Source organism: Algoriphagus sp. 4150, assembly GCF_031457395.1.
Classification (GTDB): Bacteria; Bacteroidota; Bacteroidia; order Cytophagales; family Cyclobacteriaceae; genus Algoriphagus.
Genome location: NZ_JAVDWS010000021.1, coordinates 90,691 through 102,113 on the forward strand (window position 1 = coordinate 90,691; position 11,423 = coordinate 102,113).

Annotated in this window: 13 protein-coding genes and 1 pseudogene; 4 read left to right on the top strand and 10 right to left on the bottom strand. The window is 42.1% G+C overall.

What is annotated here, in order from left to right; all coding sequences use genetic code 11:
• The first annotated feature begins 29 nt into the window (after positions 1–29).
• Both rfbA and J2X69_RS20670 read left to right on the top strand, forming a co-directional pair.
• Positions 30–890 carry a glucose-1-phosphate thymidylyltransferase RfbA gene (rfbA, locus tag J2X69_RS20665; RefSeq protein ID WP_310107624.1) on the top strand — a complete coding sequence of 287 codons (861 nt, stop codon included), beginning with the start codon at positions 30–32 and terminating at the stop codon, positions 888–890.
• A gap of 280 nt (positions 891–1,170) precedes the next feature.
• A pseudogene (locus J2X69_RS20670) lies at positions 1,171–1,236 on the top strand (helix-turn-helix domain-containing protein); the annotation flags it as partial.
• Position 1,237: 1 nt separating this feature from the next.
• Here the strand turns inward: J2X69_RS20670 and J2X69_RS20675 are convergent.
• The 5 genes from J2X69_RS20675 to J2X69_RS20695 all read right to left on the bottom strand — a co-directional run bounded on the left by J2X69_RS20675 (position 1,238) and on the right by J2X69_RS20695 (position 4,548).
• Positions 1,238–2,260 carry a hypothetical protein gene (locus tag J2X69_RS20675; RefSeq protein WP_310107628.1) on the bottom strand — a complete coding sequence of 341 codons (1,023 nt, stop codon included), beginning with the start codon at positions 2,258–2,260 and terminating at the stop codon, positions 1,238–1,240.
• Positions 2,261–2,263: 3 nt separating this feature from the next.
• Positions 2,264–2,581, bottom strand: a complete 318-nt coding sequence (locus J2X69_RS20680; RefSeq protein WP_310107630.1) for a DUF3817 domain-containing protein — start codon at positions 2,579–2,581, stop codon at positions 2,264–2,266.
• Positions 2,581–3,156 carry a hypothetical protein gene (locus J2X69_RS20685; RefSeq protein ID WP_310107632.1) on the bottom strand — a complete coding sequence of 192 codons (576 nt, stop codon included), beginning with the start codon at positions 3,154–3,156 and terminating at the stop codon, positions 2,581–2,583. Before J2X69_RS20685 ends, J2X69_RS20680 begins: the two co-directional genes overlap by 1 nt.
• A gap of 90 nt (positions 3,157–3,246) precedes the next feature.
• The gene (locus J2X69_RS20690) at positions 3,247–3,765 is read right to left on the bottom strand and encodes an acyl-CoA thioesterase (protein ID WP_310107634.1); all 519 of its coding nucleotides are present in this window, start codon (positions 3,763–3,765) and stop codon (positions 3,247–3,249) included.
• A gap of 114 nt (positions 3,766–3,879) precedes the next feature.
• Complete coding sequence (locus tag J2X69_RS20695) at positions 3,880–4,548, bottom strand: protein-L-isoaspartate(D-aspartate) O-methyltransferase (RefSeq protein WP_310107636.1); 669 nt, start codon at positions 4,546–4,548, stop codon at positions 3,880–3,882.
• A gap of 111 nt (positions 4,549–4,659) precedes the next feature.
• Here J2X69_RS20695 and J2X69_RS20700 point away from each other — a divergent pair, with 111 nt between their 5' ends.
• Positions 4,660–5,250, top strand: coding sequence for a riboflavin synthase (locus J2X69_RS20700; protein WP_310107638.1), 591 nt, complete (start codon positions 4,660–4,662; stop codon positions 5,248–5,250).
• Between the two features lie 299 nt (positions 5,251–5,549).
• Here J2X69_RS20700 and J2X69_RS20705 read toward each other — a convergent pair whose 3' ends face one another.
• The 5 genes from J2X69_RS20705 to J2X69_RS20725 all read right to left on the bottom strand — a co-directional run bounded on the left by J2X69_RS20705 (position 5,550) and on the right by J2X69_RS20725 (position 10,626).
• On the bottom strand, positions 5,550–6,059 hold the full coding sequence (locus tag J2X69_RS20705; RefSeq protein WP_310107640.1) for a hypothetical protein: 510 nt from the start codon (positions 6,057–6,059) through the stop codon (positions 5,550–5,552).
• A 25-nt stretch (positions 6,060–6,084) separates the two neighbouring features.
• On the bottom strand, positions 6,085–7,182 hold the full coding sequence (locus J2X69_RS20710; RefSeq protein ID WP_310107641.1) for a formylglycine-generating enzyme family protein: 1,098 nt from the start codon (positions 7,180–7,182) through the stop codon (positions 6,085–6,087).
• Between the two features lie 73 nt (positions 7,183–7,255).
• Entirely contained in the window at positions 7,256–8,266 is a 1,011-nt protein-coding gene (locus tag J2X69_RS20715) for a hypothetical protein (protein ID WP_310107643.1), read from the bottom strand.
• Positions 8,267–8,637: 371 nt separating this feature from the next.
• Complete coding sequence (locus tag J2X69_RS20720) at positions 8,638–9,180, bottom strand: ferritin (RefSeq protein WP_310107646.1); 543 nt, start codon at positions 9,178–9,180, stop codon at positions 8,638–8,640.
• Between the two features lie 99 nt (positions 9,181–9,279).
• Positions 9,280–10,626, bottom strand: coding sequence for a M20/M25/M40 family metallo-hydrolase (locus J2X69_RS20725; protein WP_310107648.1), 1,347 nt, complete (start codon positions 10,624–10,626; stop codon positions 9,280–9,282).
• 68 nt (positions 10,627–10,694) lie between these two features.
• Here J2X69_RS20725 and J2X69_RS20730 point away from each other — a divergent pair, with 68 nt between their 5' ends.
• Positions 10,695–11,210, top strand: coding sequence for a DinB family protein (locus J2X69_RS20730; protein ID WP_310107650.1), 516 nt, complete (start codon positions 10,695–10,697; stop codon positions 11,208–11,210).
• Positions 11,211–11,423 lie beyond the last annotated feature (213 nt).

An 11,423-nucleotide genomic window follows, 5' to 3' on the forward strand; every position in this document is an offset into this window, starting at 1 on the left:
AATATTAAACTTATACAACTTAAAAATATATGAAGGGAATTATTTTGGCCGGTGGATCCGGCACACGCCTTTATCCTTTGACTATATCCGTAAGTAAGCAGCTGATGCCTGTTTATGATAAGCCAATGATCTATTATCCACTGTCTGTATTGATGATGGCAGGAATCAAGGAAGTATTGATTATAACTACTCCTGAAGACAGTGAAGCTTTTCAGCGACTTTTGGGCGATGGCTCTCAAGTTGGCTGCTCGTTTGAATATGCGGTGCAGCCAAGCCCGGATGGTCTGGCTCAGGCATTTATCATCGGTGAGAAATTTATCGGGAACGATAAAGTAGCTTTGATCCTCGGAGATAATATTTTCTATGGATCAGGACTTCATAAAACGTTGCAGGCTTATACTGATACTGACGGCGGCGTAGTGTTTGCCTACCATGTAAATGATCCGGAGAGATACGGTGTGGTGGAATTTGATGGGAACCAGAAAGCGATTAGCATCGAGGAAAAACCTACCAACCCAAAATCTAATTTTGCTGTGCCGGGGCTTTATTTTTACGATAACAGAGTGGTGGAAATTGCAAAGAAAATTAAACCGAGTCCACGGGGAGAACTGGAAATAACTGACATCAACAACGAATACCTGAAACTGGGTGAACTTCAGGTGGCAATACTGAATAGGGGAACTGCCTGGTTGGATACAGGTACTCATCAATCTCTCTTGCAGGCAGCACAATTCGTGGAAGTAATCGAAGAGCGCCAGGGCTTGAAAATCGGTTGTATTGAGGAAATAGCGTATAGGGCGGGCTTTATCGGCGAGGAAAAATTACTTCAGGCTGCTGATAAACTGGGAAAAAGTGGCTACGGAGGTTATTTGAGAAGATTGGTGAAGTAATATATGATTATCCGCAATGGTGCCTGGTTATACTAGATGGAAGACGGGAGACGGAAGAGGTGTCACAGTACGCTAGGTCTTGACGCTAGAATCCTATAATGCTTTTATCACTTTTCTGCCAGTAAAGAAACAAAAGCAATATAGGATTTGGCAAACTTTCGCGATGAGCTACTTCGGTCGTCCGTCATCGGCCTGCCTCGCCTTGGCGGGTCTTCCAGCCAATAAAGCAACGAAAATATAGTTATTGGCATCATTGCGGATAATCATTAATATTTAAAAAGCCCGTAAAGAAAGAAACTTGACTCAAGAACAACTCGGAGAACTTGTCGGAGTGAAAAAGGCTTAAATTATTTCTTAATAAGCTCTTCAAGGCTTGTTCGCAGGATTTGTCCCATATTGGTGCATTCCAAGAACTTGTTGTTTGAATAGTACCTTGCTAATTCTGCCCTCAAAGAGGCAATATTTTCCGGTAGGGAGATCGTGTCATTCTCCATTGAGCGCAGAATATCAAAAATACCCTGCCGGGAAGATTTGAGTCGTGTAGCGATCAGTGCACGCTCTTCTTTCTGGTATTGGACCATAGATTCCGGGGTGATGTACTTCATTCCCAGTTGAATCAAGCCATTGTTCTCTTTAAAATATTGGGGTAAATAGATAGATTTTTTACCCTCATAGGATTGCTGGTCAAAATCAATCGCCCGGATTCTATAGTGGGTCTCTTCAAAATCCGGGGTGACGTCAATTACAAAATTTGAGGAGTGCATATCCCCGAGTAATCTCACAAAGCAGCGCTCGTTGAATTTGACAAATTCCTTTGCCAGTCGAATCGGATTCAGATGGGGATCTTCCAAGTGTGCCCGCATGAATAGATCTCCGGGAATTCCCGCAATATGTTCTTCTATTAGGGTGTTTTGATGTACCAGGTAAGAGATTCTATTGGGTGAAAGTAAATGTTCCAGTTCTAGACCGTAAACCCTTGATGCATCGGCATTTTTGATATAGAAATAATCGAAATTATCGTTGATTCTATTCACTATCCTCACGCGGAAAGGTTGGGTGTTTCCATACACGCAAAGATCAATTCTATCCACATATAGATGCTCCATCACGGACATGTCCCCGCCGGCTTTCAGCAAAGCATAGATTTTTTTGACGTTCAGATGAATCTCTTCCCTATCGGATTGCTCATAGAAGACTGTCTCCCACAGTGTGTCCTGTTCTTTGGAATCGTAGAGGGCAATAGAACTAGAGTAGCGAAGCAATTCGTGGTAGTGGATAGGAATGTCCACTTCTCTGGAATACTTAATCAGATAGCGCCTCAGCCCTTGACTAATGGGGAAAATCTGCTTCTTTTTACTGATTAGTGCCATTACTTATAAATCCACATGCTGGCTTTTCTTCAAGTTTCTATCAAAAATAAATGGACCAAAAGGTAAGACCGAAGCAATAAGCGCAAAGAACGTTCTGCTGAAAGTCCATTTTAATTTATGAGCAGTAGGGAAGACCACATAGATGTAGAGAATGAAAAGCAACCCGTGAGCCCAGCCCACATATTTCACCGCCAGTGGATAATCCAACATGTATTTGAGTGGCATGGCGATCAGAAGCAATACCAGAAAGGATATTCCTTCAATTAGTGAAATCCAGCGAAATCGCTTTGCCCAGGTGTGTTGTTGGGGTGTAAGGCTCATTATTTTTTTGATAGGTTAAAGAGGACTTTTAGGGTGTTCCAAAGTTTGCCTTTTAGAACTTTATCTTCGGCTATGGTGCTTAGTGCGTCTGCGAAAAGATATTCCGTTTCGCCTTCTGTATGTATTTGGTAGTCCGACGCAGGAAGGGCATTGATGGGATGTTTTAATCGTCCAAATTTAAGTACGATGTGTGCATTCAGATCATATAGATCCGTCAAGCTTCTCCCTTCCAATTCCTCTGATGACAGTAATCCCACCTCATTCATCGAATGTCCTACGGCATTGACCATATTTACCAACATTTCCATCACTTCAGGCCGCAATTGTTGCTCTTCATGCAGCACCAAAATTCCCTTTTCAAATTTTCCGCGAACAATCAATGGCTCCGGCTTCAACTCCTCTATGGGAGGAATGCCACTATCGATGGGTACTGTTTTCGGAAGAGTCTTTGGTTTTTCCGTTTCCACGGTAGGATTTGTGTACTGTTTGACCGGATCGGGGGTAGGATCTTTTTCGAAGAAAAAAAGTTCCTCGGTGATGATGTGCTGGAGCTCCTGAATGCTCATATTTTCCATATCGGGAAATTGCTCAAAAATCGCCTTAACACAAAAAAAGAGGGATTAATATATCTATCACCCCTCGAATTTTAATGTTTTTAAGTTAACTCAATCCAGGTTGAAAATGGATTTCAGTTCCACGGCATCTTCCGGCTTCATTCTTTTTGCAAGCACTAACCTCAACTGTCTTCTTCTAAGGGCACCTTCGAAATTTTCTATTTCCTCCGGCGTCTCAGGAATTAGCTCCGGAATTCTTGAAGGCTTGTTGTTCTCATCCACAGCCACAAAGGTGAAAAATGCCCGGTGGGTCATTATTTTTTTATTTGCAGGAATATCTTCCGCAGTCACTTCTATAAAGACCTCCATGGAAGAGTTGAACGCACGGGTCACTTGAGCTTTCAGTGTTACCACATTGCCCAGGGCGATAGGTTCCTGAAAAGAAATATTATCCGCAGAGGCAGTCACCACTATGCTATTGGAATGCTTTTGGGCAGCTATGGCAGCCACTACATCCATCCAGTGCATAAGCTTACCTCCCATAAGGTTGTTTAGTGTATTGGTGTCATTGGGAAGGACCATTTCGGTCATGATCACTGACGATTCTCTTGCAAATTTCTTGATACTCATAAATCCAAATTTTAACAAAAATAGAAATAAAATTTGGTAGGAAAATAAATTTCGAAAATGACCAGAATATTATTCCGATAAAATTTGAAATTCCATAAATCTCAAATTTTAGATTTATGATTGTCCCCAGCCGTCTTTTCCTAAAAGAGGTACAAAAGCAAAGCCTTCATATTCTTCCCGATCAACCTTTGTATTAGATTTCTTGGTGATTTTAAGCATGGTTTGTCTGCGCTTGTCGCCCACTGGGATTACGAGTATTCCTCCAATTTTCAATTGCTGAATCAACGCTTCAGGGACTACAGGGGCACCTGCGGTGACAATTATTTTATCATAGGGAGCATAAGCAGGAAGTCCACCCGTCCCGTCTCCGTAGAAGAGATGCATTTCGATTCCCAATCTGGTCAAAAATCGCTTGGTACCCTCGAATAATTTTTTCTGGTACTCTATTGTAAATACTTCTGCGCCAAGAAGATGCAGGATACTTCCCTGATATCCTGATCCTGTTCCTATTTCCAATACTCTATCACCTTCTCTGATCTCCAAAAGCTCAGTCTGAAAAGCAACAGTGTAGGGTTGGGAAATAGTCTGTCCTTCTCCAATAGGGAAGGCTTTGTCCTCATATGCATGGGAAATCAGTGCTGAATCGAAGAAAAAATGTCTTGGTAAGGTATTGATAGCCTGAAGTACACGCTCACTTTTTATTCCTTTTTCCCTAAGCAAAGCCACTAAAGCCCTTCGTTTTCCTTTATGTAAATATGTGTCTTCGAGTTTGAGTAGGGGCATGGTTTTTTTATGGTTCTGCGGTCGAAGATAAAAGATTATTTGGCTTAATTTGAACTTGAATCGGGCATTTATTGCTTAGTCATTGAATCTTTGAAAGTTAAATTGAACTCCATGTTTACAGGAATAATAGAAGCCTTCGGCACCATTGGCAATATAACACATGATGGCACCAATGTCCATTTTGATATTGACTCTTCTCTCGCTTCGGAATTGAAAATCGACCAGTCCTTGGCCCATGATGGCGTTTGTCTGACTGTGGTACAGACTACTCCTGATTCGTATCGGGTGACTGCAATCGATGAGACCCTTCAGAAAACGAATTTGTCCCAATGGAAAGTGGGCAAGAAAGTCAATTTGGAACGCTGCATGCCGGCCAATGGCCGATTTGACGGGCATATCGTGCAAGGTCATGTGGATCAGGTAGGCCAAGTGAAAAGTATCACGGATCAGGATGGATCATGGATTTTCGAGATAGCGTTTGATCATGACCTGGGAAATGTGACAGTGGAGAAAGGCTCAATCACCGTCAACGGTACAAGTTTGACCTGCTTCAATTCCAGACCCGGAAGTTTTTCTGTCGCGATCATTCCTTATACTTATGAATTCACCAACTTTCATCAGCTTGTTTCCGGAGACTTAGTCAATCTGGAGTTTGATATCTTGGGCAAGTATATTCAGCGGATTACCAAGGGATATTTGTAAAAGTTTATTTTAACCCCAGAGGACACGAAGGGAGACGCAAAGTTCGCTGTCGTGAGCTTTGTGAATGTAGTATGGTATAAATTGTCCTTTTCCGGAGGCAGACTAGTGTGCAGTATGATAGCGTAAGGCATCAATGTAACCATGGCCAAGTTATCCTGCTTCTCCGGAAGCAGAATCTGATTTGAACTTTCATCCGTTCGTGATGACACGAACGGCGGCTACGATTTGTAAAAGTTTATTTTAACCACAGAGGACACGAAGGGAGACGCAAAGTTCGCTAGTGTTAGGGTTTATTGGATTTATTTGAGTTCCTTCCATTTTCTCAATTGTTCAATTTCTGATTTGAGGATTTCTAGCACTTCAATCCTGTGTTTTGAATCCTCAAGTTCGGATTCAAGCTGCAAAGATGGATCCGTTGGATGTGGTGGTGGGGGTGGATTTGTAAACTTCAATAAATAAGGGAATTTAAAGCTTCTTGAAAGCCCGCATTGAGACATTGTAATAAATCCATCTGAATTAGGGCTATTTGTGTACACTAGCCAAAATTCTTCATCGTCATTTGGGAAAATTGTACATGAATCAGTGAGAGATCCAATTACATCTTCCAACTCTTCCCCCTTAAGAGTTTCCAAAACTTCAAATTTGAAAGACCCATCGTCATTTCTTTCGACAATTTTCCCTAAAAAAATAAGGGTACTTTCTTCATAATTCAACTTTTGTGCACTTGCCAAATCTTCTGGGAAATAGCAATCGCAAAGTTTTTCTGAATAGAGCTGTATTATTAAAAGAAATGTTAATATAAAGTTCATCAGTCTTTGCCAAAGGGATTAATTTTTACTTCATACTAATCGTATTCTCCTCGGCATCTTTCACCAATCTGAAGCCTACATTGGATGTGCCGCTATCAAAAGCTTTGCCCTGGCGCGCAGAAGGTCTGTAGTTTACACAGTAATTATCCGCACATAGGAATGAGCCGCCTTTGATCACGCGCTCCATTGCGTAGGGATTGTCGGGATTGTAGCATGGCTTCATATTAGCATCCAGTTTCGGAGCTTGGCCGGCTAGTCTGGCATATTTCAATGCGTCATACCAATCGTCCGTCAATTCCCAGACATTGCCAATCATATCGTAAAGCCCGAAGGTATTTGGAGCAAAAGATTTAACAGGGGATGAACCTTCGAATCCGTCTAGGTTTTGATTGTCGTGTGGAAAATCTCCCTGAAAAGTATTAGCGAGATATTCTCCGTTTGGAGTTAATTCATCACCCCATGCAAAACGCTTGCCCTGCGCTCCGCCTCGTGCGGCAAATTCCCATTCAATTTCCGTAGGCAGCCGTTTTCCTGCCCACTCGGCATAAGCTTTGGCATCTTCATAAGCGATATGGACTACCGGATGGTTTTCCTTTCCTTCCAAATCTGATTCAGGCCCATCAGGATTTTTCCAGCTGGCCCCTTCTACCCATACCCACCAGAGTGAAATATCCTGAGTAGGAACAGCGTAAGGTGGAGGGCTAAACACCATAGATCCGGCGACCAAAAGTGAGTCGTCAGGTTTAGGTGTGCCGGGAGGTAGCTGTTTCTTGAGGTCTTCCCATTCAGGTTTTTTCTCTGCCAGTGTTATATAGCCCGTTTCATCTATAAATCTCTGATACTGGGCATTGGTGACTTCATGTATGTCCATCCAAAAACCTTTTACCGAAAGATCCACAGCCGGCTTTTCGGCGGAGTAAGCCTCTACTTCATTGGTTCCCATGACAAATTTGCCTCCTGGAATCCAAACCATGCCTTCCACTTTTTCGGTAGGTTCAGGTATAGTGGATATAGTCATTTTATCTTCGTCCATCTCCTTGTCGGAAGTTTTATCCTGACATGAAGAAAATGTCAAAGCTACCAAGGCTGCGAAAGCCAAGCTATATTGAATGCTACTGCCCATACTAGTTTTACTTGAGACTTGAATGTAGTGGATTCTTTCCTTTATGCGAAGGATTCTATGTAGAATGAGCAGTTCACTCTTCTTTCTCTGCTGTGGCATTCAGCCGTTCTACTACTTTTTTACGCAGTTTATTGAAGAATTGCTTGCGCTCTTTTTCACCCACACGGCTAATTTGAGTGGACTTCTTTATTAAATTTTCCAGATTCTTAAACATGGCATCATTGAATGATGGATCGGAGGTGCCATGAAAATAGATCACGCTGTGGTTGAGATAGGTGACTTTCCTTTCATCCATGGTAGCGAAAAAAGTATTGTCTCCGATGATAAATTCATTTACAAAAAAATTGTAATCAGCTCCCTCAACATCGAGCTGTCCGGGGAGGATTTTTTTTCCTCTTTCAGCCATTTTCTCCAAGTTGTCTATCACTTCCAGCATGCAGTTGTATAGGAAAATGGTGTCTTCCGTGGAGGTCATGACACCCATTTCATGATACAATTCTATTTGACGTAAGGTGATATTGATTCCTTCAATATTCCATATTTCAGTAGTAGGGATCTTATGGTATGCTTTGAGGATCTTTTCGGTTATTTCTGCAAACTGGTCATAGGAATTGTCCCGGATAGAAAATTTAGTGTTCTTCAGACTATCGTTAAATAAAATCGATTTTCTCCAGAAAAAGAACTTAAAAGCAGCAAGTTCCTTATGATAATAATGATGAAATGGTGGCATGTCTTTCACCAACCAATAAATATGTTTTCTAGAAAAACTATTGACCAGATTGAGCTGGGCATACACGTCTTCCATCCACTTCATAAAACTGTTTTCCTGATAGTCATTTTGGTTTCCCTGAAAAAGTATGCTATTGGAATGAAGGTTGAAAAAAGTGTCAACAGAAGTATTGAATCGGTTACATAGAATTTCCAACTCGCTGAAATCCAATAGTTTTTCCCCCCGAATCCTTCTATAAGCGCTATCTATGCTGATCTGTAATATTTCTGCGATCTCATCCACCAGAGAAGTGTAGATGGGCAGCGATAATTTTAGTGTTTGGAAAAATGCCGCTTGACTCTTATTGAAACTCATTGCAACACAGAGGGTTAGTGGGGTGAGGGGATAAAATCCTCATTAAGATAAAGTAAAGTTGAATAAGAAAAAATGAATTTTAAAAGAAAAAAAATCCTTTCTATATACTTAACAATCAACTATATGATTGGCCATAGCGATGTAGGTAGCTATGTTTTCTTTGATTTAATGGCCGCAAGACCCCGTCTAGGGTAGGGAGGAAGACCTGTCACATCGGGGCAGTCCGAAGTGGCCTAAATGATAGGATCCATCAAATCTTCTGATGCTTCTATTTCATTACCGGCAGGAAAGTGGGTAATCAGATTAACTAAGATGTATTGAGTCAAAAAAATAACAGACAAAAAAAAAGCGGCTGCAAAGCCGCTTTTGAATTATGCCTGTGGATGGGCTGCTGCGTGGAGCTTTCCAAGCTCCTGATCAATAGTCCAGAGACCGACTCCCTCTTCTCCGATAATATCGAAAAGCTCAAGAGCCCGTCTAGACATGGTTTCCTCTTCTCTCTGCTCAGTGACATACCATTGCATAAAACTGAACGTAGCAAAGTCCTTCTTGGTGAACGCATGATCAACGATGTTGTTGATAGACTTGGTCACGTTGATTTCATGCTCCAGGATCAATTCGAAGATCTCTCTCAACGAGTTGAAATTATGTCTAATACCGGTGATTTCAGGCTGAATGGCATGTCCACCTGCCTCATTGATGTATTGGAATATCTTCATCATATGCATTCTTTCTTCGTCTGCATGGGTATAGAGATACTTTGCCGAATTTTCATAACCCATCATGTGACACCAAGAAGCCATGGACAAATAGTAAGCGGAAGATGTGCCTTCCATTTCTACCTGCTTATTGAGTAATTTCTCTGTATCGATTAGCAATGAACGCTGTAGCGTTACGATTTCTTTAGCTTTCATATGTATAGTGTTTGAAATAGTTAACTAAATATAATCATTGGAGTTCCAACACACACTGCTTTTGTGAGAATTTGGAATTGATTTAATTAAGAACTGTAATTATCTGGAAAGGGGAGTAGGGAAGACAGGCAGACTTTCAGCCCCTGATTCTGAGACCGTTTGTACCGCAAAGAAGTAGTTGTCTTTGGAATAGGGTAATGTAAGGGTGGTATCCGTGGTCCAAAACTTTCTTTCCCACATCGCAGAAGAAGTTTCTCTCATCAGGACATAATAGCCCTTTGCGTTTCCGATACGGGGAGCTTTCCAAAGCAAGATGGATTTATTGCTTAAGCCGCGCACATCTATTTGAACTTCCTGTGGCTGATCGGGAGAATTTGCCAGAGAGGCGAGAGAAGCCAGATTCACGGCAGCAACTTTCCTTAGGTATTCAAAATCCATGAATTCAGGCAGGTCTCCATATTGGACACCATCTTCCAAGCGAACATTTTCGTGCTGATGGAGGAAATTCTCATTCATTTCAGACATTCTGACGGCAGTGAAGGCATTTTTTGCAAATGGAGTTTGATCTCCACCTCTCAGAAACCTATCGGCCCGATAAATCAATTTCACTTCAAATAGATCTACATAGCGCTCTCCCAATTCCTTGATGTATCGCGCCAGTTGTCTTGACCTGCTGTCGTTGTCGGCATTCGTGTATCGTCGGATATTGCCTTCCTGCTCAGTTTCGGCAGCAGGAATTGTTTCAGAAAAGACACGCATTTTCAGGTTGTCCTTGATCAGTGTCTCTGAAGAACTGCTGTTGCCTATGATATCATTGTTTAGTACAGCTGCTATATTCCAACCCCCTTTTTTTGCTTTATCGGATAAATAAGTCGCGCCTTTCAAGCCTTGCTCTTCACCCGTGAATGCCACGAATAGGATAGTTGCCGAAAACTTACGAGAAGCCATGACACGGGCTAATTCTATTACTGCAGCTGTTCCGCTACCGTTGTCATTGGCTCCGGGGGCATTCCCCTCGGCATCCATTACATCTTTATTGCGTGAATCCATATGGGCTGAAATAATGAAGATCCTAGTATCTGCCGGATCACTGCCTTTGAGGGTTGCCATTACATTGGCTCCCGGCGAATCTGTCGTAATCCTGCGGTTATCGGCAGGAATCGTGAAATGTTCTATTTCAGCAGTCATTCTTCCTTCAGATTGCTTCGCAAAATGGCTGAACTTAGAGAGTACGTAGTCTTGAGCTGCCGGCATGCCGTTTTCCTCATTTGTACTGAGGGTATGGCGGGAATTAAAAGAAGCCAAACTTCTGACGTGATGTTCAAGAGAATCAGAGGAGATTTCGGATATCATCTGGGCTATTTCTTGATTTCGGATTACCGTAGTTTGGGAAATGGCAACCTGACAGCAAAATGACAGAAAGAAAAGAAGTAAATTTTTATACATGACATAGGGGTGGTTTATACGAATGACTTAAATTTATCGCAATAATATTTTAGCCAAAACATTTTTACATGAGAACCCTTAACCAACCGAAAGAAGGTGACTATTCAGCCTTTTTTTCCACTTATATCAAATTAGTATCAGGAAATAATTATGAAGAGCAGCTTCTCAACCAAGTAGATGAGCTTTTGAAATTCTTTCAAGCGAAAGGCTCAGACTGGGCCGAGAAGGCGTATGCAGAAGGAAAATGGACTCCGAAGGAAGTGCTGGGACACGTGATCGATACCGAAAGGATCATGACGTTCAGAGCCCTGTGTTTCGCCCGTGGAGAGCGTTCCTCCTTGCCTGGGTTTGATCAGGACCCTTACGTGTTGAATGCCCGGTTTGGCCAAGCTCCTATAGAATATTTACTTGAGGATTTTCAGGCTCAGCGAAGAGCTTTGCTTTCGATGATTCGGATATTGCCGGAGGAATCCCTGGACTTTATAGGTCAAGCCAGTGGTAACCCGATTACTCCAAGGGCATTATTCTGGATAATCCCAGGACATTTCATGCATCATATGAATATTCTTAAAGAGCGCTATTAACTATGAAATCGAGCATGTCGAAGACGACACACAACTTGTCCCGAACTTGCTTCGGGAGAGGGATGATTATTCGCCTGGCGAGATTCTCCCGATCCGCCGCGGCGGATCGGGACAGGCTATCTGACCTCTTAAAACAAAATATAAACAGATGAAATATCCATGACGGGAGCGCGACACACAGGGGCATGATTATAAATCCCGGCATCCACCATT